The 20,585-nt window shown below is 72.6% G+C and carries 16 protein-coding genes; 6 read left to right on the top strand and 10 right to left on the bottom strand.

All coding sequences use genetic code 11. The features are described 5' to 3' along the window. Positions 1–259 precede the first annotated feature (259 nt). The 6 genes from WMF39_RS37100 to WMF39_RS37075 all read left to right on the top strand — a co-directional run bounded on the left by WMF39_RS37100 (position 260) and on the right by WMF39_RS37075 (position 9,388). Positions 260–2,758 carry a beta-glucosidase gene (locus WMF39_RS37100; protein ID WP_437741202.1) on the top strand — a complete coding sequence of 833 codons (2,499 nt, stop codon included), beginning with the start codon at positions 260–262 and terminating at the stop codon, positions 2,756–2,758. 350 nt (positions 2,759–3,108) lie between these two features. Continuing rightward, entirely contained in the window at positions 3,109–4,833 is a 1,725-nt protein-coding gene (locus WMF39_RS37095; protein ID WP_437741201.1) for a protein kinase domain-containing protein, read from the top strand. A 7-nt stretch (positions 4,834–4,840) separates the two neighbouring features. Then, positions 4,841–5,950: a hypothetical protein gene (locus WMF39_RS37090; protein ID WP_437741200.1), complete on the top strand. Its 1,110-nt coding sequence runs from the start codon at positions 4,841–4,843 to the stop codon at positions 5,948–5,950. Beyond that, on the top strand, positions 5,947–6,912 hold the full coding sequence (locus WMF39_RS37085) for a PEGA domain-containing protein (RefSeq protein WP_437741199.1): 966 nt from the start codon (positions 5,947–5,949) through the stop codon (positions 6,910–6,912). The genes WMF39_RS37090 and WMF39_RS37085 overlap by 4 nt, the downstream gene beginning before the upstream one ends. Positions 6,913–7,040: 128 nt before the next feature. Then, entirely contained in the window at positions 7,041–7,973 is a 933-nt protein-coding gene (locus WMF39_RS37080) for an alpha/beta hydrolase (protein ID WP_437741198.1), read from the top strand. Next, the gene (locus WMF39_RS37075; RefSeq protein WP_437741197.1) at positions 7,970–9,388 is read left to right on the top strand and encodes a pyridoxal phosphate-dependent decarboxylase family protein; all 1,419 of its coding nucleotides are present in this window, start codon (positions 7,970–7,972) and stop codon (positions 9,386–9,388) included. Before WMF39_RS37080 ends, WMF39_RS37075 begins: the two co-directional genes overlap by 4 nt. A gap of 42 nt (positions 9,389–9,430) precedes the next feature. On the opposite strand, the gene WMF39_RS37070 is transcribed toward WMF39_RS37075, so the two are convergent. The 10 genes from WMF39_RS37070 to WMF39_RS37025 all read right to left on the bottom strand — a co-directional run bounded on the left by WMF39_RS37070 (position 9,431) and on the right by WMF39_RS37025 (position 20,498). Continuing rightward, positions 9,431–10,021 (bottom strand): PDZ domain-containing protein, encoded by a 591-nt coding sequence (locus WMF39_RS37070; protein WP_437741196.1) that lies wholly within the window; start codon positions 10,019–10,021, stop codon positions 9,431–9,433. A gap of 283 nt (positions 10,022–10,304) precedes the next feature. Then, positions 10,305–11,858 carry an FAD-binding oxidoreductase gene (locus tag WMF39_RS37065; protein ID WP_437741195.1) on the bottom strand — a complete coding sequence of 518 codons (1,554 nt, stop codon included), beginning with the start codon at positions 11,856–11,858 and terminating at the stop codon, positions 10,305–10,307. 254 nt (positions 11,859–12,112) lie between these two features. Further along, the gene (locus WMF39_RS37060; protein ID WP_437741194.1) at positions 12,113–13,672 is read right to left on the bottom strand and encodes a SulP family inorganic anion transporter; all 1,560 of its coding nucleotides are present in this window, start codon (positions 13,670–13,672) and stop codon (positions 12,113–12,115) included. Positions 13,673–13,779: 107 nt separating this feature from the next. Continuing rightward, positions 13,780–14,448, bottom strand: a complete 669-nt coding sequence (locus WMF39_RS37055; protein WP_437741193.1) for a carbonic anhydrase — start codon at positions 14,446–14,448, stop codon at positions 13,780–13,782. A 658-nt stretch (positions 14,449–15,106) separates the two neighbouring features. Then, positions 15,107–15,532: an HIT family protein gene (locus tag WMF39_RS37050; protein WP_437741192.1), complete on the bottom strand. Its 426-nt coding sequence runs from the start codon at positions 15,530–15,532 to the stop codon at positions 15,107–15,109. Between the two features lie 154 nt (positions 15,533–15,686). Further along, positions 15,687–16,628, bottom strand: a complete 942-nt coding sequence (locus WMF39_RS37045; RefSeq protein ID WP_437741191.1) for a hypothetical protein — start codon at positions 16,626–16,628, stop codon at positions 15,687–15,689. 133 nt (positions 16,629–16,761) lie between these two features. Further along, the gene (locus tag WMF39_RS37040) at positions 16,762–17,712 is read right to left on the bottom strand and encodes a hypothetical protein (protein WP_437741190.1); all 951 of its coding nucleotides are present in this window, start codon (positions 17,710–17,712) and stop codon (positions 16,762–16,764) included. A 122-nt stretch (positions 17,713–17,834) separates the two neighbouring features. Then, a complete protein-coding gene (locus tag WMF39_RS37035) occupies positions 17,835–19,292 on the bottom strand; it encodes an AI-2E family transporter (protein ID WP_437741189.1) in 1,458 nt (485 codons plus the stop codon). Further along, positions 19,289–19,840: an HIT family protein gene (locus tag WMF39_RS37030; protein WP_437741188.1), complete on the bottom strand. Its 552-nt coding sequence runs from the start codon at positions 19,838–19,840 to the stop codon at positions 19,289–19,291. Before WMF39_RS37030 ends, WMF39_RS37035 begins: the two co-directional genes overlap by 4 nt. A gap of 133 nt (positions 19,841–19,973) precedes the next feature. Next, complete coding sequence (locus WMF39_RS37025) at positions 19,974–20,498, bottom strand: hypothetical protein (RefSeq protein ID WP_437741187.1); 525 nt, start codon at positions 20,496–20,498, stop codon at positions 19,974–19,976. Positions 20,499–20,585: the final 87 nt, after the last annotated feature.

Below are 20,585 nucleotides of genomic sequence, written 5' to 3'. Positions count from 1 at the left end.
GGCGAGCATCGCGCCGTTCCCACCCCCGCGCAACGGGCGGCGCGCCCTCGACCACCGCGACGCCCGCCCGCTCGCGAGCGCGCGCCGGCCGGAGCGCCGCCGAGGCGCGCGCGGTGCTCCTCTCGGCAGCTTCCACGGCTCGTGGCGAGCGTGAGCTTTCGGCGACCGTGACTCTCCTGTGAAGCTGGTGTTTCCTCGACCATGGTAGTCCCGTGCGCGGCGCCGCCTCGACGGCGCCTCCGCGCTTCCAGGAGGGTTCATGGCCGTCGCTGACTCGCACTCCGCTCGCCCCCAGAAGACCGATCACCTGCCCGAGGCCGTCGAACGGCGCGTGGCGGACGCCCTCGCCGCGCTGTCGCTCGAGCAGAAGGTCCGCCTGCTCACGGGCGCCGACTTCTGGAGCACGCACCCCGAGCCCGCGATCGGCCTGCGCCGCATGGTCGTCTCGGATGGCCCGGTCGGCGTGCGCGGCGAGCGCTGGGACGAGCGCGACCCCTCGGTGTGCCTCCCTTCCTCCACCGCCCTCGCGGCCACATGGGACGAGGCCTTGCTGGAGCGCGTCGGCGCCGCGCTGGCGTCGGAGGCGCGGCGCAAGGGCGTCGACGTCGTCCTGGGGCCGACCGTCAACCTGCATCGCAGCCCGCTCGGCGGCAGGCACTTCGAGTGCTTCTCGGAAGATCCCCTGCTGACCGGCCGGATCGGCGCCGCCTACGTCCGAGGGCTGCAGGACCACGGCGTCGGCGCCACGCCCAAGCACTACGTCGCCAACGACTCGGAGACCGAGCGGTTCACGGTCGACGTCCGGGTCGATGAGCGCACGCTGCGCGAGCTCTACCTCGCGCCCTTCGAGCGGATGATCACCGGCGCGGGCGCGTGGCTCGTGATGGCCTCGTACAACGCCGTCAACGGGGTGACCCTGACGGAGAGCGCGCTGCTCGCGTCGCCGCTCGAGGACGAGTGGGGCTTCGACGGCGTCGTGGTCTCCGACTGGACCGCGACCCGCTCCACCGAGGCCGCGGCGCGCGCGGCGCTGGACCTCGCCATGCCGGGCCCGGGAGGGCCCTGGGGCGCGGCGCTCGTCGCCGCCGTCCGCCGCGGCGCGGTGCCCGAGAAGGCCATCGACGACAAGGTCCGCCGCCTGCTGCGCCTCGCCGCCCGGGTCGGCGCCCTCGAGGGCGTCGCGCCGGCCGCGCCCGCCCCGGCCCCGCTCTCCAGCGCCGCGGCCGGGACGCTCGCCCGCGAGGCCGCCGCGGCCGGCATGGTGCTCGTGCGCAACCAGGGCGACGCGCTCCCGCTCGACGCGACCAGCCTGCGGCGCATCGCCGTGATCGGCCCGAGCGCCGCGGCGGGGCGGATCCAGGGCGGCGGCAGCGCCAGCGTCCACCCGCACTACGCGGTCTCGCCCCTGGACGGGCTGCGCGCCGCGCTCGGCCGGCGCGCCGAGGTGCTCCACGCCGTCGGCACCCGCATCCACGAAGGGCTCGTGCCGGTGGCCGGGGACCAGGTCGTCGACCCCGTGAGCGGCCAGCACGGCGTCCACGTGCGGCTCCTCGACGCGAAGGGCGGCGTCCTGCACGAGGAGCACCGCGACGTCGGGCGCCTCACGTTCATCGGGGATCAGCGCGCGAACGAGGCCGCGACGATCGAGGTGACGGCGCGGTTCCGCGCCGCCGAGGCCGGGCTCTACCGGATCGGCGTGGCCGGCGTGGGCGTCTACCGCCTCACCGCCGGCGGGCAGGTCCTCTTCGACGAGGCGGTCTTGCCGGACAAGGACGACATCGCCGCGGCCCTGCTCGCCCCGCCGCAGCGGGCGGCCGAGCTGTCCCTGGCCGCCGGCCAGGAGATCGATCTCGCCCTGACGCACACCGTCCCCGTGGGCACGCTCGCGGTGGCGTTCTCCCTGGGCGCCGAGGTTCCGGCGCTGTCCGACGAGGAGGAGCTCGCGCGCGCCGTGGAGCTCGCGCGCTCCGCCGACGTCGCGATCGTGGTCGTCGGCACCACCGAGGCGATCGAGAGCGAGGGCTTCGACCGGAGCACGCTCGGGCTCCCCGGCCGCCAGGACGAGCTGATCCGCGCCGTCGCGGCCGTGAGCCCCCGGACGATCGTGCTGGTGAACTCCGGCGGGCCGGTGACCACGCCGTGGCGCGACGAGGTGGCCGCGGTGCTCCTCACGTGGTTCCCGGGCCAGGAGTTCGGCACCGCCGTCGCCGACGTGCTGCTCGGCGCTGTGGAGCCCGGCGGCCGCCTGCCCACGACCTGGCCCGCGCGCGCGGAGGACGTGCCCGTGCTCTCGACGAAGCCCGAGAACGGCAAGCTGGTCTATGCCGAGGGCCTGCACATCGGGTACCGGGCCTGGGCGCGCGCAGGCGTCACCCCGGCCTACCCGTTCGGGCACGGCCTGGGCTACACGCGGTGGGAGATCCTCGACGTGGAAGCGCCGAGCGTCGTCGCCGGCGCGGCGGTCGAGGCGCGGGTGCGCGTGCGGAACGTCGGCACGCGCCGCGGGCGCCACGTGGTCCAGCTCTACCTGTCGCGGCCGGACTCGGAGATCGAGCGCCCCGCGCTCTGGCTGGCCGGCTTCGCGTCCGTCGAGGCCGAGCCCGATCAGACGGTCGACGTCGCCGTCACCATCGAGCCGCGGGCCTTCGCGCACTGGGCGGCAGGCCGATGGCAGGTGGAGCCCGGCGTGTACACGCTGCATGCGGGACACTCGGCCGCCGTCCTGACGAGACAGACCGCGGTGCGCCTGCACGATTGAGAGCGCAGCTGCGCGGCCCCGGGCGCTGCGCGCGCTCGCTGGGATCGATCCGACGATCCCCGGATCGAATCGATGAGGCCAGGAGCGAGGCGTTGCCGAGCATCATGGCGGGCGCCTCGCTCCTCCGCGCAATGCCTTGGTGCAAATTGCCCCAGCGTGACCGATGCGCGCGGCCGATTCCCGGCCGGAAAGGGGAATCCGTGCTCGTCTTGTCGTCTCGTCCCGAGGGCGCGCGTCGAGCTCGCCGGACGCTGCGCGCGCGGCAGGACGTGGGCAGGGGGTCGCGCAGGCGCTGGCGGAGGTGAGGAGACGGCTCCTGGTTCGCCGCTTGCTTTCCAGGAGGGCGACCCATGATGGACGAGCACCATGTCCCCGGCCAGAGCGGATGGCTCGCGCTCGCCGGGAGAGGCGATGAGAGCACGGGCGGCGTCTCGTCGAGCGTCCGTGGATCGCCGCAGAGGGAGCGCGCCGTGGGCGAGGTCCTCGCGGGCAAGTACCAGATCGTGGGCCGGCTGGGCGCGGGGGGCATGGGCACGGTGTGGCGTGCGCGCAGCCTTTGGCTCGACGTCGACGTGGCGATCAAGGTGCTCCACGAGGAGCAGCTCGACGGCCACGCCGCCGAGCGGTTGCTCCGGGAGGCGCGCGCGACGGCGAAGCTTGGCCATCCGGCGATCGTGCGCGTGTTCGATTTCGGCGAGACCGACGCGGGCGAGCCGTTCCTGGTGATGGAGCTGCTCGAGGGCACGCCGCTCTCGAGCTGGCTGGAGGCGAGGGGCCGGGTGCCGGCGGAGCAGGCGGTCCAGATGCTCTTGCCGGTCGCGTGTGCGCTCGCGACGGCCCACGCGCAGCGCATCGTCCATCGCGACATCAAGCCTGCCAACATCCTCATCGTGCCCGACGGCGCGGGCGGCCACGTCCCGAAGGTCGTCGACTTCGGCATCGCCAAGCTCGCCAACGCGGCGAGCCCTGCGATCACGCAGCGAGGGATGATCGTCGGCAGCCCGGAGTACATGTCGCCGGAGCAGGCCGACGGCCAGCTGGACGTCGGGGAGCAGACCGACGTCTGGGCGTTCAGCGTGGTGATGTACGAGCTGATCACCGGGCGGCGGCCGTTCAGCGGGGAGACGCTGAGCGCGGTGATCGTGGCGATCTTCAGCAAGGAGCCGGCGCCGACGACAGAGCTCGGCGCCGGCGACGAGGCGCTGTGGGCGATCCTCCAGCGCGGGCTGGCCAAATCGCCGGCCGATCGATGGCCCAGCATGCGCGCGCTCGGCCGCGCGCTTGCCGCCTGGGCGGTCGAGCGCGGGGTGACGGCGGACGTGGCGGGCACGTCGCTCGCACACCAGTGGCTCGCGCGAGGGGCCGAGCCGCCGCTCGCGGCGGAGAAGGCGGCTCCGATCGCCGCGCCTGCGGGCGCGGCCTCCGGGGCGGAGATGGCGGCGCAGCGCCCGGCCGGCGCGCGGGAGGCGCCGGGCGCGCTGCCGACGCCGGCGGCCACGCCCGTCGCGCGCCGGGGCGGCACCATCAAGATGGCCGAGGCATGGCGCGGAGCTCGGCTCGGGCTCACGGCCTCGCCGTGGCTCCCGAAGGCGCTCGTGGCCGGGGTCCTCGCCTTCGCCGCGCCTCTGGTGGTCGTCCTGGGGCTGAGCGCGCGGGGTGGGAGCGCGAGCGCGGGCACCGCTCGGCCGGCGGTCATGGCGGTTGCTCCTGCCGTCGCGCTGGGCGCGTCGGAAGCGCTGCGGGGGACGGCGTCCGCTGCGTCCTCCATCGGCGTCGCGCCCCCCGATGCCGGCGCGCGACGCGCGGCTGCTTCCGAGATGGCCGTGAGGGGTGCGGCGGCGGACAGCGCGCCTGCCGAGCGGGACGAGCAGAGCGATCCGTGGGAGGAGCCGAGCGATCCATGGGCTGAGCTCTTGCCAGCGCCTGCGGAGCCGCGCGCTCAGGGGGCCGAGCCGGCCGGCCAACGGATCGCGCCGCGCGCTCAGGTGGCCGAGCCGCGCGCTCAGCGAGCTGCGTCGCCGCGTCCGCGGCCTGTCTCCACGTCCATGCCGCTGCCGGCGGCGCCCGACTTCTGAGGTGGTCATGCGCACTCCCGGGGTGAAGCACCGCTCCCTTCGTGGTTCTGGCGATCTGATGCTCCTCCTGGTCACGCTCGCTGCAGCGGCGCTCGGGCCGGGAGGCTGCTCCGCTCTGATCAGCGAGGAGCTGTCCGACAAGGCCGACGAAACAGAGGGCGCTGGAGGGCTCGAGGACCAGGTGGGCGACGGGCGTGGCGGGGGCGATCTCATCGGGAGCAGCGGCGCGAGCACGAGCAGGACCACCGTGGGCAGCGGTGGCGACGAGAGCGCGACAAGCAGCGGGAGCGGCGCTGGAGCGAGCAGCGGAAGCGGCGCTGGAGCGAGCAGCGGGAGCGGCGCTGGAGCGAGCAGCGGAAGCGGCGCTGGAGCGAGCAGCGGGAGCGGCGCTGGAGCGAGCAGCGGAAGCGGCGCTGGAGCGAGCAGCGGGAGCGGCGCTGGAGCGAGCAGCGGGAGCGGCGCTGGAGCGAGCAGCGGAAGCGGCGCTGGAGCGAGCAGCGGGAGCGGCGCTGGCCCGAGCAGCGGGAGTGGCCCTGACCCCAGCAGCGGGAGCGGCCCTGACCCCAGCAGCGGGAGCGGCCCTGACCCCAGCAGCGGGAGCGGCCCTGACCCCAGCAGCGGGAGCGGTCCTGACCCCAGCAGCGGGAGCGGTCCTGGCGCGAGCGTCGGTGGAGGCGAGGGCGGCGGAAGCGGCGCTGGTGCGAGCGATGGGAGCGGCGCTGGCGCTAGCGGCGGTAGCGGTCCTGGCGCGAGCGTCGGCGGAGGCGACGGCAGCGGAAGCGGCGCTGGTGGGAGCGGCGCGGGAGGCGACGGCAGCGGGAGCGGCGCTGGTGGGAGCGGCGCGGGAGGCGACGGCAGCGGAGGCGACGGCAGCGGAGGCGGCGCTGGCGGGAGCGGCGCGGGAGGCGAGGGCGCGAGCGGCTGGAGCGGCGCGGGAGGCGCTGCAGCGAGCAGCGGCGCAGACACCGAGACGACCTGCAATGGCCATTACGCCGATTGCGACGGGGACGCGGCGCATCATTGCGAGACCAACCTGTGGAACAACGACGCTCATTGCGGCGCCTGTGGCAACCGATGCCCCGCTGGTACGAAGTGCCGGCGAGGAGACTGCTCATGAGCGCGCGCCCCGCACCGCGCTCCGCGCGCCTCGGCGTCGCGCTCGCCGCGGCCTTGCTCATGGCCGCAGCCACGCTTCCCGCGTCGGCGCAGGGCGCGGGCGATGTGGAGTCCGCGCGCGTGCTGTTCGTCCAGGGGGCCAAGCTGGCGAAGCAGGGGCGCTGGGAGGAGGCGCGCGCGCTGTATGCCCGATCGCTCCAGATCAAGGCGGCTCCCCTCACGCGCTACAGCCTCGGCGTCGCGCAGAAGGAGACCGGGCACCTCGTCGAGGCGCTCGCCAGCTTTCGCGCATTCCTGGTCGAGCCGCCGACGCCGACGACCTCTCCCTACGTCGTGCCGGCGCGCGAGGCGGTCGCAGCGCTCGAGGGGCGCATCGGCCGAGCGACGATCGCCGTCAGGCCCGCCGAGATCGGCGGGCTGACGCTGACCATGGACGGGAGGCCGCTGAGCGCGGCCCCTGGGCAGGTCCTCGAGCTGGACCCGGGCGCTCACGAGATTGCGGCGAGCGCTCCGGGGTTCCGCGCCGCGGTCGCCCGGTTCACCGTCGGCGCGGGCAGCTCGGTCGAGGTCCCGATCGCCCTGGCGCGAGCCACGACCGAGACGAGGCAAGCCTCGGCTGCCGGGGGCGGTCTGCCTCCCGTGGCCGGCGCTGCCGATGCATCATCGAGCCGGACGCTCCCGCTCGTCGTCCTAGGCGCGGGCGGCGCGCTCTTCGCCGGCGGAGCCATCCTCGGGCTCTCGGGCCTGAAACAGGCAGGGGATGCGCGCTCGAGCACGGGCGCGGACGCGGGCGCTGCGCGGGCCAAGGGGATCGCCGGCGACGTCCTCGGCGTCGCCGGCGTCGCGACCGTGGGCGTCGGGCTCTACCTGCTGCTGAAGGAGCGCGCGCCGAGCACGACCAAGGCGGGCTCCGTGACGCCGTGGTTGAGCGCGTCCGGCGCGGGCGTCGAGGTGCGGCTCTGACGCCGCGCGGCCCGCGCTGAACCCACCGCCGGCGGCGAGCGCTCGACGCCAGGACGCGGGGCAAAGACGCAAACGAGAGGCGGTGAGGGGTATTCCCGGCGGAAGCGCGGACATGGTACTGCGCGCCCATGCGCTCGCTCGTGACGGTGCTGTCCCTGGCCGCGCTCCTGGCCGCGGGCGCATCCGCCTCGGCCAACGGCGACGGGACCAGCTCGCCGCCCCCTGCGGCCGCGCCCGCGGCGAGCGCTCCTTCCGCAGCAGCCCCCGCGGCGAGCGCGCCCCCTGCGGCCGCGCCCGCGGCGAGCGCGGCCGCATCCCCGCAGGACCCGGCGGCGGCGCGCTGGTGTGCGCCCGAGCTCGCGTCGCTGCCCGGTGAGGTGTGCGCCTTCCTGCCGGCCAGGCCGGCGCCTGGCCCGCGGGTGCTCGTGATCTTCCTGCACGGCGTCGTCCAGCCCGATTCCGGGTGGCAGTGGGCGCAGCAGCGGGGCGCGGCGCGGGCCGGCGCCCGGCACGGGGCCGCCGTGATGATGCCGCGCGGCCGGCGCGGTATCGGTCCAAATTCGATGGAAGACTGGTGGTGCTGGCCCACCGCCTCCGCCGCGCAGACGGCTCACGAGGACGCCCTGCTCGCCGAGTGGGACGCGGCGCGCGCGGAGCTCGAGCGGCGCGCGGGCGCGCGCTTCGAGCGGGTGCTCGTGTTCGGGTTCTCGAACGGCGCGTACTACGCGACGTCGCTGGCGATGCGCGGGCGGCTGCCGGTCGACGGCTACGCGGCGTTCGCAGGCGGCTCGGGCGCGCGCTACCTGCAGCGAGCGGGCGCGCAGACGAAGCTGCGCGCGCCGGTGTTCGTCGGCTGGGGCGGGAAGGACCCGGCGCACAAGGACCAGGTGGCGCTCGCGAAGATGCTCCGCAGGCTGAAGTGGCCATCGAGGTCGCTCGGCAAGCCGCGCGCTGGGCACGCGATGACCGACGAGCAGGTCGACGAGGCGTTCGCGTTCCTGAGCGGCCGGCGAGGCGGCGACAAGGCGCCCGGCAGAGGGCGAGGAGCGCGAACGCGATGAAGGACGCGCTGACGACCGCGCTCTCCCCCGATTTCCTCGAGCGCGAGGCGGCCCGCCTGGGCGCGCTGCTCGCGGATCACGTGCGCAGGGCGCAGCGCCGGGAAGGGCCGGTGCTGGTGCAGCGATCGATCGAGGAGATCCTCGCCGCGCTCGACTTCGATCGCACGGTCGCGCACGGCGGCGCGGATCTCGCCGCCCTCGTCGCCACCGTCCTCGACAACAGCAACCGGCTGCACCACCCCCGCTACTTCGGTCACCAGGTGGCCGTGCCGATGCTGTCGTCGTCGCTCGCCGACCTCGTGCACGGCGTCCTGAACAACGGCATGGCCGTCTATGAAATGGGGCCTGCCGGGACCGCGATCGAGCGCGGGCTCCTCCGCTGGATGCGGGGCAAGATCGGCTGGGGCGCCGAGGGCGACGGCGTCATCACCCACGGCGGGAGCCTGGGCAACCTGAGCGCGCTGCTCGCGTGCAGGGAGCGCGTCGCCCCGGGGAGCTTCAAGGCGGGCGTCCCGCCCGGCCTCGTCCTGCTCGCCTCGGAGGCGGCGCATTATTCGGTCGCGCGCGCCGCCGCCATCATGGGCCTCGGCGTCGATGCCGTCGTGAAGGTCGCCGTGGACGACGCGCTGCGGATCGTCCCGCGGGCGCTCTCGCGGGCGTACGAGGAGGTGAAGCGGGCGGGCAAGCGTGTGCTCGCCGTGGTGGCCAACGCGGGCGCGACGCCGAACGGGGCCTTCGACCCGCTGCGGGAGATCGGCGCCTTCTGCCGGCGGGAGGGGCTCTGGCTCCACGTCGACGGCGCCCACGGCGCGGCGGCGCGCTTCACCGAGCGCTACCGGGACCTGCTCGACGGCGTCGAGCTCGCCGACTCGCTGGTCTGCGACATGCACAAGATGCTCGGCACATCGACGCTGGCCTGCGCGGTCCTCGTCAGGGATCCCGCCGCGCTCGCCGGCACCTACGAGCAGTACGCGCCGTACCTGCACGGCGACGACAAGCGGCAGGGCGTCGATCTGTCCAAGCTCACGTTCGAGTGCACGAAGGCGCAGCTGTCGCTCAAGCTGTTCTTCAACCTCGCCCTCGTCGGCGAGGCCGGCCTGTCCGCGCACGTCGAGCGCCTCTTCGACGCCGCCCGGCGCTTCCACGGCCTCCTCGCGCGCCGGCCGGCGTTCGAGTGCTTCGGCGCCCCGCAGGCCAACATCCTCTGCTTCCGGATCGGCCGCGACTCGGCGACGCAGGATCGCGTCCGGCGGCAGATCGTGGAGGAGGGGAGCTTCTACATCACGCGAACCACGCTGCGCGGCGAGTCGTGGCTGCGCCTCGTCATCATGAACCCGCACACGACGGACGGGGACATCGAGGCGCTCGCGGCGCGCATCGAGGCGCTCGTCGTCGAGCGCGCGCCGCCGCCCTGACGAACACGCGCCGGGCCGGGTCCGCGGGCGGACGCGAGGCGGTCAGCCGCCGCCTCTGGACCTGGTCGCCGCGGCTGACGGGGGCGCCGGAGCGTCGCCGGTCGGCACCTGGAGCATCGCATAGTTGATCGTGGTCTCGTTGCGGAGCACGGTGAGCACCACCATGTCGCCGGGCACGCGGGCGCGCAGGTAGCCCTCGAGGCCTGCCAGCGAGTGGACCGGCCGCCCGTCGACGGCGAGGATGACGTCGCCCGGCTCCAGGAGCGGGGACGTGAAGCTGCGGATATCCATGCTCGCGATCCTCGCGCCCTCCCCCGTGGTCGGCTGGATGGTGAGCAGCCAGGGCGCCGGGACGGAGGTGGCTGTCGGCGCGCGGCTCGACCGGTTATCGCGTTTCTCTGGCCTTGCGGTCGCCGCCGGGCTCGCCGGCGCGCCGGCGCGTTGCTGCGTGTCCTCGGCGCGCTGCTGCGAGGCCTCGACGCGCTGCTGCGAGGCCTCGACGCGCGGGCAGTCGCCGCGGCACGCGCTGACCGCCAGCGGGACGAGCGGCGTGAGCACCCCTGAGAGGCGTCGAGCCCACCCGTACGCGCCGCGCGCACGGAGGGGCTGATCCCGCTGTTGACTGCCATGCATGGCCCCGGCGTCCTCCGCGTGTCCTCTGCGCGTTCGCCACGCGTCCTAACGCGTGCTCACGTCGCTCATGTCGAGAGCTGCAAGATCTCAACCACCGATTCCCCGCCGCTGTCCGGGCCGTTGTTCGGCGCGCGGCGAAGACCGGGGCGAGGCGGGCGCGGAGAGCGTTCTTCTCTCTCTCGCTGCGCCCTCGCAGTTCCGTCTCTCGTGAGCCCGAGCGGCGTCCTCGCGCCTTGAAATCACCGGAAAGCAGGGAGGGTGTCCGTCCCTCGGCGCGCCGTGCTCACGGGCCGGCGGGCCGTGGCGCCGCGCCGAAGTGCGCGGGGAACACCCGCTCGAGGAACTCGTTGCGCAGGAGCCCGTCGGGATCGACGAGCCGCTTCAGGCGGACGAACTCCGGGAGCGCGTGCGCGTACATCGCCCGGAGGTGCTCCGCTGTCGCGTGGACGTTCTTCACCAGGTAGACGCGGCCGCCGAGCTCGAGCGCGCGCGCGCTGAGCTCGCTGAGGCGGAGGCCGATCCGGTGGGCGCTCTCTTCCTCCGAGGCCTCGAACGCGAGCGTCACCGCGAACCCGTCGGTCCCGTGGTTCGCCGAGAGGAGGAACTGGTCGCCCTGGATGTGGAGCACGTCGAGCAGGAGCGGCGGTATGCCGTCTCGGGTAGCGATCTCATCCACCTTGCCCAGGAAATCGACGAGCCGGCGCAGGCTGTCCTCCTGGGCGCCCGGGTCGTAGGGGATCATGAACGCTTGCTGCACCGTGAGCATGGGCATTCCGAGGGTCTGCGCGATGCGCTTCGCGCGGACGTTGCCGTCCATGAAGAACAGGTAGCCCATGAGCTCATCGACGTACGGGCGTGAGACATCGAAGAGGAAGCGGTCGATGAGCGTCCAGAGGCCCCGGCTCACCACGGAGGCGCGCATCAGCCACTCGATCGGGACGCGGAGCACGTGCCGGGGGCGATGGATCAGCAGCGGGCGGAGCTCGTGCGAGGTCCCCGGGACGTACCGCGACCGGAGGACCATGCTCCTGCTCCCCTCCAGGGTGTGGAAGGCGATGGAGAAGAGCGCCTCCGGGATCCACCCGTCCTCGTCTGCGGTGCCGCCCTCGGCGTGCAGGAGCTGCTCCGCGCGTGGGAGGAGCGCCGTCGCGAGCTCCTCGAGCGAGGCGCAGCGCGTCGCCTGGGTGACGACCCGGATCGGCGTCCCTGCCGGGGCGACGCGCGCGACGCGGTAGGTGACATCGATCACTGCGCCGAGGTAGCCGAGCCCGCCGATCACCGCGTGGAACAGCGCGCTCGTCGCCTCATCGCGGCTGAGGGAGAGCAGCTGTCCGTCGAGGGAGAGGAGGGAGAGCCGCTCGACGTAGTGTCCCTCTTTGCTGGCGATGCCCGAGAAGCGCGAGAGACAGTCCCCCGAGACCGTGCCTCCCGCGGTGGCGTGGCTCGTCGATACGACCGTGTAGGGCACGAAGCCGCGGACGGCGAGCGCGCGGGCGATGGCTCCCCAGGTCGCGCCGGCGCCCACGGTCATCCGCGCTCCTTGCGTGTCGATCTCGATGGATCGGAAGTGGTGCATCGAGATCACGATGTCGTCGTTCAGCGCCTGGCCATCGAACGACTGGCCTCCGGCGCGGAACGTGATTCTGCGCCCTGTCCGCTTCGCCATGCGGAACAGCACCCTCAGCTCCTCGACCGACGCCGGGAAGTACACGTCTCCGCACGATCGGTGCAGCCCGCTGTAGCCCTGGAGCGAGCAGAGCGGTCTCCGTCGGATCTCGTCGAGCCGTGGCGTGAGAATCTCGCCCGTCGTCCTGGCCCAATCGAGAGCGGCGCGCATCCCACCAGCTTCGCTCGTGGCGGCTCGGCGGGCCAAATTAGCCGCTGTCTTCGCGTGCCCCCGGGGCCCAGGCGTTAACCGAGCTCGTTCGGTCACGCTCAGGGCACGAAGCCCCGCTTCACCCCACCATCGATCACCAACGTGAACGTTCGGATGTAGGAGAGCGCGGCGCGAAGCTTGGTTAACGCTGGGAGGCCCCCGGGGAGGGGGCTCGTCGCGCGGGGGCGGGGACGGGCAGGTGTCTGAGTGTCGCGCTAAAAGCCGCGGAGCTCGACGTGGATGTTGCGTCGATGCGCCGACTGCTGGAAGCGCCGGAGGAGCTCCGCGACGTCGTGGTCGATGTACGACACCCCCTGGGCGTCCACGACCACGTGGGTGTCGCTCGGCAGTCGCTCGAGCAGCGTGACGAGGTTGCCCTGGGTGAAGAAGTAGGCCGCCTTGTTGAACCGGATGGTCACGCGAGCCCCCTCGTGGATCACGTCGAAGACGCGGGACATATGGGTCCTCAGCACGAAGAGGACGCCGACCGCGAGGCCGATGGCGATGCCCTTCAGGAGATCGGTCAGCACGATGGCCACGATCGTCACCACGAACGGGATGAAGTGGTTCCAGCCGAGCTGGCGCATCTCGGCGAAGATCTTGGGCTTGGCCAGCTTGTAGCCGGTCACGAGCAGGATCGTCGCGAGGCACGCGAGCGGGATGCGCGAGAGCAGCCCCGCCGCGAAGACCACCGCGAGCAGCAGGAGCGCGCCGTGCGCGAAGGCGGAGACCCGCGTCCGCGCGCCGGCGTTCGTGTTGGCGCTGCTGCGGACGATGACCGACGTGACAGGGAGACCGCCGGCGAACCCGGAGAGCATGTTGGCGAGGCCCTGCGCGACGAGCTCCCGGTTCGGCGGCGACTTGCGGTGCCACGGATCGATCCGATCCACGGCCTCCAGGTTGAGCAGCGTCTCGAGGCTGGCCACGATCGCGAGCGTAACGCCCAGCACCCACACCTCGGGCCGCAGGATCGCCGACCAGTCGGGGAGCTGGAGCGCGTTGACCAGGTCGCCCGTGGGCAGCGTCACGAGGTGCTTCTGCTCGAGGGCGAGCGACGGGATCGCCGTCTTGAACAGCTCGTTGCCGAGCGTCGCGACGAGGACGGCGACGAGGGGCGCGGGGAGCCAGGAGATCTTCGCGAGGCGCGATTTCTCCCACCCGACCAGGATGGCGAGGCAGACGGCGCTGAGGAGGAACGCGCCCCACTCGATGGCCTGCGCCGCCTGGCCGAGCATCGTGAAGGTGTTGCCGCCGTCGGCCTTGAACGACTCGGAGGCGAAGTTGTCCTTGTCGAAGCCGACGGCGTGGGGGATCTGCTTCAGGATGAGCAGGACGCCGATGGCCGCGAGCATCCCCTTGATGACCGAGGAGGGGAAGAAATGGCTGATCGCGCCGGCCCTCAGCACGCCGAGCCCGAGCTGAAGGACGCCGCCGATCACCACGGCCATCGCGAAGGCCTGGAAGCTCTGCAGGCTGGTGATGCCCGCCAGCACGATGGCGGCGAGCCCCGCCGCCGGGCCGCTCACGCTGAGCTGAGCGCGGCTCACGAGCGGGATGACGAGCCCGCCCACGATGCCGGCCACGATGCCGGAGAGGAGCGGGGCCCCCGACGCGAGCGCGATGCCCAGGCAGAGCGGCAGGGCGACGAGGAAGACGACGAGGCCGGCGGGGATGTCGTACTTGAGGTTCGCGGTGAGGCGCGGGTCGAGCGGCGGCGCGCTCTCCGCGGGCGGCGACTCCCGGCTCGCACCCGGGCTCTCGGAACTAAGCGTCACGGCGCCGGCGGGACTCACCCCCGCGCCTGCATGGATGGTATTCGGAAGCTGCATCGAACGGGCCCTCTCGATTCGAGTGAAGACGTGGATCGGCGACGAACAGGCGCTCAGACGGCCCGTCGGTAGACCGTCGACTCCGGCAGCGCCGATGGGGGCACAGCGTCACCGATCGGCCCGAACTGGCCGGTCGAAGCTTCGAATTGAAAGACCTGTCCGGTCTCGATCTTGAAGACCCAGGCGTAGAGAGAGAGATCGCCGCGCGCGAGCCGCGCGCGGATCGTCGGGTGCGTCCGGAGGTTCTCGATCTGGGCGAGCACGTTCTCCTCCACCGTGATCGTCAGTCGATCCTCCCCCTCGATGTGCGGGTAGTTCTCCTGCACCAGGCGGCGCGTCAGCTCCGCGTGCTGGAGCCACCCTTTGACCGCCGGCAGCTCGTCGAGGCCCGCGAGATCGAGCAGCCCGCGCATCGCGCCGCAGTGCGTGTGGCCGCAGACGATGATGTGCTTGATCCCGAGGTGCGCGACCGCGAACTCGATCGCGGCGGACTCGCTGCCGTTGCTGGCGCCGTACGGCGGCACGATGTTGCCGACGTTGCGTACGATGAAGACGTCGCCGGGCTGGGTCTGCGTGATGAGGTTCGGATTGATCCGGCTGTCCGAGCACGTGATGAACAGCGCCTCGGGCCGCTGACCCCTCGCCAGGTTGCGAAAGAGGTCTTGATGTGTGGCGCACACCTCGGCATGGAACTTGTGCAACCCGTCAGCGAGCTTCTGCATGGAATAAACCCTCTCGTTGACCGCGCCGATACGGCGCGGCGATCGTCATGAACACCTCCGATCCCAGCGACTCCGAGCCGGACCGCGAGCGGACTCGGCCACGGAGCTAGCCTGTCAGTTCAGGAAGCGTGGTGGAGGACGACGGAGGGGAGGGTGGGGGACGGGGGACGGGACGCGGACAGGCCGCAGATCGGCGACGAGAACGGCGCGCGGCCGCGCCGCGCCCGCGCGCGGCGCCGGTCGCGAGGCGACCGAACGATGCGCTCCGTCGCGGAGCTGCGGCTGCAAGGCCTCGAGGGCCCCCGCGTCGTTCTCGCTGGCCCCGGTACGAAACGATCCCGAAACATCGGAGTTGCCGGCTTCGATGATGCTGATATTCGCCCGTCCCAGCGCAGCCGGGGCGAGGATCAGCATGAAGAGCAGCGCGATCCGAGGGAAAAATGACCGGAGAGCCAGCATCGTTCGAGGAGTGAGAGGCTGTCGGCCCCGGGAACCAGGGAAGCGCCCTGTCTATTCCCTAACCTGGCAGCGGTCTCGGTTCGTCGCAAGACACAACGAGGTGCAGACCGTGTGTGGCAGAATGTCCCGATCTGGGACGGACGTCTCGCGCCTGAGCCAGCACGGCGCCACGTCCAAATACCCGTACCAGCGACAGAATTCAACCCGCAGCCAATGCCGTCACGATGGCGTCGCGAAGGCCGCACATCTCGTGCTCACCCGCATATTTATAACGAGGCCAGAAGAAGCCCTTGAGACCGTCCCTCTGACGGCGCGGGACCACGTGGATGTGCACGTGGGGGACGCTCTGACTGACGCGGTTGTTGATGGCGACGAAGAAGCCCTCAGCAGAGCACGCGGACTCGACGGCGCGCGCGAGGCGCTGCGCGGTCGCGAAGAGCGGACCGACGAGCGACGCCGGAACGTCGGTGAGCACCTCGTGATGGGCGCGCGGGATGAGCAGGCAGTGGCCGGGGAAGAGCGGGCGGTGATCCAGGAACGCCATGACGTCCGGCTCGTCGAGCACGACGTGGGCCGGCGTTTCGTCCCGGGCGATGCTGCAGAACACGCAGGGGCGGGGCGGCATGGCGGGCCTCGCGCTCTTCGATGCCGCGCCACCTGCCTGGCGTCAATGCCGGGTCAATGCCGGGGGCGCGGGCAGCGGAGCGCGTCCGCGGTCACGCTGGGAGCGCGCGACCGCGGCCACACAGGGCGGGCGCGGCTGCGCAGGGGGCGCGCGATCAGTGGCTCGCGAGGATGTCGTCGATTGAGCCGTAGGGGGCAGGCTCCCGCGTCCAGTAGTCGAGGAGAAGGCCGCCGGCCGTCATCCACGCTCGGTCGAAGCGGCCGTCCTGCGACGTGACGCGCACGATGTGGTCGCCGCCGTGGAAGGCCCAGTGGCGGCCCGTGTGGTCGAAGTGGTCGATGAGCGCGCCCTGCCGCGTCTTGACGTGGAGCGCGTCGGAGGGATCGTCCCACGAGGTGTCGATGATGAGCTCGTAGACCTGCCAGATGTTGCCGGACGGGAGCACTCCCCAGTCCACCTGGACCCCGGAGTCGTTCGGGAGCCCGAAGACGAAGCAGCGGGGCATGCGCCGCGCCGCGTGCCAGAGATCGCCGTTGCGGCTCGGCTCGTGGTGGAGCGTGACCAGCGTGTCGCGCGCGAGGCCGAACGCGTCGTTGTCGCCGGGGCTGTCCCACACCCGGCGGAAGAGGTGCTGGCAGAGCTGGTCGGCCCCGGCGGAGAACCCGACGGTGAGCAGGCCCCGCTGCCGGCGCTCGTGCAGGAGGCGCCCGAACTTGCCGGGCTCTCCGTCGAACATCGCGCCGAGCTGCTTGTAGCGCCAGAGCCCTGTCGTGCTGTAGCCGCCGCCGAGGATCACCACCTCGGACGACGCGAGGTAGTGCCAGAGGACGTCGACGTCCTCCCTGCGCAGGTTGCTGCTCCAGTAGAACGGCACGTGCTCGAGGCCGAAGCGCTCGTAGAACCGGAAGAACCAGCTGAAGTTGCCGTACGCGAACTCCTGCCGCTCGCGCTCGTTGCCGTCGCGGGGCGCCTCGGACATCGGCAGGAACAGGATGCGCTTGTTGTCCCGCCCCGAGAGCGCCCGCTGCGCGATGTAGTGGTCGTGGATGAAGTTGCAGCGGTTATGGGAGCTGTAGAGCAGCGCGGTTCCTCTCATGAGGGCGCGCATCTGAGCCGCTCGCCGCGCCGCGCGTCAAGGGGCCGCTCTCGGCGGGCGGGCTCGGCGCGCCGGCGGCGAGGCGCGGCGCTGGTCGGCCTCGGCCGCTCGTTGGTCGACCACGCGCCGCGCGTCAGCCGCGCCGCACCTGCTGCATCTTGCGAGGGATGGCGCCCGAGCGCATCAGCATCTCGAACGCTTCCTTCTCGAGCATCGGATGGACGCCGCGCGGCGGGACGCCCATGGGGCTCTTCTTCTTCGTGACGAAGCCGCTCAGGTACTGCGGGTTGAGCGCGCTCAGGCTCCGCAGCGTGGTCTTCATCTGCTTCGTGTTGTTCGCCCACGCATAGGCGAACGCGCGCGAGCGGAGCAGCTGCGGCTTGAGCTCGGCGAACGCCTCGTCGTTCGGATCGAAGGTCTCGAGCAGCTCGACCGCCTTCCCGGCCTGGCCGGTCCGGGCCCACGCCTCGCCGACGATGGCGGCCATCATGGCGCGGATCCTCGGCTCCTTGTGGCGGGTCATGTCGATCTTGTCGACGAGCGCCCGCGCCTCGTCCGTCTCGCTCAGGATGAGGTGGATCATGCCGCGCTGGGCGCGCGCCTCGTCGGCCATCGGGGCCATCACCTTGTCGAGGTTGATGGTCTCCAGCGTCCGGAGCGCGGTCCGCGGGTCCTCCTGCATCTGGAGCTGCGCCTTCGCGAAGGTCGCGGCCGTGTCGTCCTTCTTGAACTCCGTGTCGAGCTTGGCGATCGCGTCCTTGCGGGCCTCGGCGGAGTCGGCTGTCTGCACGATCTGCGCGACGGCGCGCGTCCGGGTCGCGAAGCGCAGCGCCCACACGATGACGCCGCCGACGATGACCGTCAGGACGCCGGCGACCGCCTTCGGCCAGACCCCCGGGATGGCCAGGGCGATGGCCCAGACGATGAGCGCCGGGATGCCGACGCGGATGGCGAGCGAGCGCGGGTTCAGCTGGGAGAGCGGGTCGGCGGGGGGCTTTCCGCTGCTGCGGAGGGCGGCGATGGCCTGCTCGCGCTGCTGCTTGGGGCTCTGCTTCTTCGGGGTGGGTTTGCCGGGGGTCTTCATCGAGGTCGTGGAGCTGATTTCCTGCGCGGGGCGCGGGGTCTCATAGCCGGCTTGCGGGGGAGCGGCCAGCGGAGGCGGACAGACGAGCTGACCGGCCCGGGGGAGGGCTCGGGCGATGGGGCCTAGCTCGCGGCCGTGTCGGGGTCGTTGCCGCGGGCGCTGGGCTCGCCCTCGGGCTCGGGGGCGGGGACCGGCGTGGAGGCCGGGCGGGCGGATTCGAAGCCGCGCAGCGGCGGGAGCGGCTCGATCACGGGGGCGATGATCGGGACGCCGCGCTGCGGCGGGATCGTGGCCGTCGGATCGGCGAGGCCCAGCGTCGACTCGCGGAAGTGGAGGAAGATCGTCTGCGCGAGCGAGAGGCAGGGGACCGCGAAGAGCGCGCCGGTGATCTGGAAGAAGTGCTCGCCGACGAGCAGCGCGAGCACCACGAGGACCGGGTGGATCTTCGCCGCGTCGCCGATGATCTTCGGGTTCAGGAAGTTCGCCTCGAGCTGGTGGATGCCCACGATCCACGCGAGCACGCCGACCGCCGTGCCGAACGACTGCGTGAGGCCGATGAGGACCGCGGGGATCGAGCTCAGGATCGAGCCGAAGATCGGGATGAGCGACATCACCGCCGCGAGGACGGAGAGGATCGGCCAGTACTTGAGGTCGAAGAGCCAGAAGCCGATCGCGGAGAGGACGCCGTTGACGAGGCAGATCAGGAGCTGCCCGCGGACGACGCCGGAGAGCCCGCGGTCGAGCCGGCGCAGGAACCGATCGAACGAGTCGCGCGAGGTCGGGTGCCAGAGCTCGCGGAAGAAGCGCAGGATCTTCTCGTGCGTCAGGATGATGTAGCCGGCGAGCATCAACGTCATGAAGAGGTTGAAGATGCCGCGCGAGATGGCCGTCGCGATGGCCTGCCCGATCCGGAGGACCGCGAGCGAATTCTCCTTCAGGTAGGTGGCCCCCTTCTCGTAGCCCTCCTGGAGCATGTTCGCGCTGGAGAGCCCGCGGTGCCTCGGGCGCGCCTGCGCGATCTGCCAGACGCCGTCGCGCGTCTCGCGGACCTCGACGTCGTCGGCGATCTGCACGTCGAACGAGCCGTCCGGCCCGGGCAAGATGCGGATCGGCGGGCGCTCGACGCCCTCGTCTCCTCCAGGGGCCGCGATGGCGTCAGGCGGCCGCGCGGCCTGATCGGGCTCCTGGGCGGGCGCGATCGCCGGCGGCGGCGCCTCGGGCTCGCGGCCCGACCAGCGGTTGAGCCGCGCGTCGAGCGCGGGCAGGTACTCCTCGCGCAGGCGCGCGGCGAGGCGCGGGGCCTCGGCGGTGAGCGCCTTCCCCTCGGCGATGAGGCGCGGGACGCTGAGGGCGAAGAAGCCCGCGATCCCGGAGAGCACGAGCGCGTAGACGACGAGGATCGCCGCCCACCGCGGGACGCGCGCGCGCTCGAGCCGGAGGACCGCCGGCGTGAGCACGTAAGCGACCACGAGCGCGAGCACGAACGGGAGCAGCACCGCGTGGGAGACGATGAGCAGCGCCGCCGTGAGGACGGCGCTGACCGTCAGGAACACGGTGCGCTGCGAGGGGCCTTCGCTCACAGCGCCTCGCCGCGCGCGGCCCGGCCGTGGGTGCCCTCGTCGACGAGCGGCGCAGGGAGGTCGGCGAAGAAGCCGAGCAGGTGGTCACGCGTCGCCTCGAGCGCCTGCGGGACGACGCGGACGTCGGCGAGCACCGGCATGAAGTTGGTGTCGCCTGGCCAGCGCGGGACGATGTGGACGTGCAGGTGCTCGGCGATGCCGGCGCCCGCCGCGGTGCCAAGGTTGATCCCGACGTTCATGCCCTCGCACTTGAGCGCGGCGCGCAGGCGGGTCGTCGACTCGCGCACGAGGCGGAAGAGGGCCTCGTGATCGGCCGGATCGAGCGCGTCGAGCGAGGCGACGTGCGCGTGCGGGACGATGAGGAGGTGGCCCGACGCGAACGGGTAGCGGTTGAGCATGACGAACGCACGGCGGGTCGTCGCCACGACCAGCCGGTCGCGCTGTTCTTGCTCGGATGCGCGGGGGATGCCGCAGAAGATGCAGTCGGCCTGGCCCTTCGGCGCAAGGATGTACTCGATGCGCCAGGGCGCCCACAGGGGGTTACCCATGTCGCGGAGACGCTAGCACGGCGGCAACGCGCGCGGGACCACCGCTCGCTCGTCACCACGCCGCTCTCGGCAGGGGCCGCGCAGGGGCGCGCCTCGCGTTCCGCCGCTCCGCCGCAGCGCCGTCGATGTGGACTCAGAACTGGATCGGCGTGGCCGCGAGATCGAACCAGAGCGAGAGGCCAAGCCCGGCGGAGGTGCCGAGCGCATCCCAGACGACGTCGCGGGCCGAGGGGGTGCCGTGCCCGGCGGCATCGTAGACCTCCTTCGCCAGCCCAGCGCCGAGCGCGACCGCGGCCCCCAGCGCGAGCCGCTGGCGGAGGTCGCTGGTCGCGAGCGCGCCGAGCGCATACCCGCCGCCGGCAAGGGCGATTGACGCGCAGAAATGGCGCATCTTGTCATCGCCGAACCACGGGTCGGCAGCGCGGAGCGGGGCGTAGGCGCGCGCCAGGGGCTGCGCCGGGAACCCCGCCCAGGGAGCTGCCGAGGCGCGGGGGCCATCGGCGCGGGCAGCGGGAGCGGCCGTGATGCGGGGGCCGCCGGCGCGGGCAGCGGCAGCGTCCGCGGCGCGGGGGCCGTCGGCGCGGGCAGGAAGAGCGCTGAGCGCCAGGGCGGCGAGGACGGGCGCACCGAGGGCGGAGCGCGCAAGGAGGCCTCTCATCGCGGCATCGTCCGCGGCCTCGCGGAAAAAGCAAGAGGCGAGGCCCTGGGAAGGGCCTCGCCTCTCATCGACATCGGGTCCACACGG

The organism is Sorangium sp. So ce1504 (assembly GCF_051521635.1).
Lineage (GTDB): Bacteria > Myxococcota_A > Polyangia > Polyangiales > Polyangiaceae > Sorangium > Sorangium cellulosum_B.
This window is presented reverse-complemented; position numbering and strand designations above follow the sequence as displayed.

Excerpts from the sequence above, each read along its gene's own strand:
- WMF39_RS37070 (WP_437741196.1), bottom strand. The coding sequence starts at position 10,021 with ATGCATGGCAGTCAACAGCGGGATCAGCCCCTCCGTGCGCGCGGCGCG.
- WMF39_RS37045 (WP_437741191.1), bottom strand. The coding sequence starts at position 16,628 with ATGAGAGGAACCGCGCTGCTCTACAGCTCCCATAACCGCTGCAACTTC.
- WMF39_RS37030 (WP_437741188.1), bottom strand. The coding sequence starts at position 19,840 with ATGGGTAACCCCCTGTGGGCGCCCTGGCGCATCGAGTACATCCTTGCG.
- WMF39_RS37075 (WP_437741197.1), top strand. The coding sequence starts at position 7,970 with ATGAAGGACGCGCTGACGACCGCGCTCTCCCCCGATTTCCTCGAGCGC.
- WMF39_RS37050 (WP_437741192.1), bottom strand. The coding sequence starts at position 15,532 with ATGCCGCCCCGCCCCTGCGTGTTCTGCAGCATCGCCCGGGACGAAACG.
- WMF39_RS37080 (WP_437741198.1), top strand. The coding sequence starts at position 7,041 with ATGCGCTCGCTCGTGACGGTGCTGTCCCTGGCCGCGCTCCTGGCCGCG.
- WMF39_RS37090 (WP_437741200.1), top strand. The coding sequence starts at position 4,841 with ATGCGCACTCCCGGGGTGAAGCACCGCTCCCTTCGTGGTTCTGGCGAT.
- WMF39_RS37100 (WP_437741202.1), top strand. The coding sequence starts at position 260 with ATGGCCGTCGCTGACTCGCACTCCGCTCGCCCCCAGAAGACCGATCAC.
- WMF39_RS37085 (WP_437741199.1), top strand. The coding sequence starts at position 5,947 with ATGAGCGCGCGCCCCGCACCGCGCTCCGCGCGCCTCGGCGTCGCGCTC.
- WMF39_RS37065 (WP_437741195.1), bottom strand. The coding sequence starts at position 11,858 with ATGCGCGCCGCTCTCGATTGGGCCAGGACGACGGGCGAGATTCTCACG.
- WMF39_RS37095 (WP_437741201.1), top strand. The coding sequence starts at position 3,109 with ATGATGGACGAGCACCATGTCCCCGGCCAGAGCGGATGGCTCGCGCTC.
- WMF39_RS37040 (WP_437741190.1), bottom strand. The coding sequence starts at position 17,712 with ATGAAGACCCCCGGCAAACCCACCCCGAAGAAGCAGAGCCCCAAGCAG.
- WMF39_RS37055 (WP_437741193.1), bottom strand. The coding sequence starts at position 14,448 with ATGCAGAAGCTCGCTGACGGGTTGCACAAGTTCCATGCCGAGGTGTGC.
- WMF39_RS37025 (WP_437741187.1), bottom strand. The coding sequence starts at position 20,498 with ATGAGAGGCCTCCTTGCGCGCTCCGCCCTCGGTGCGCCCGTCCTCGCC.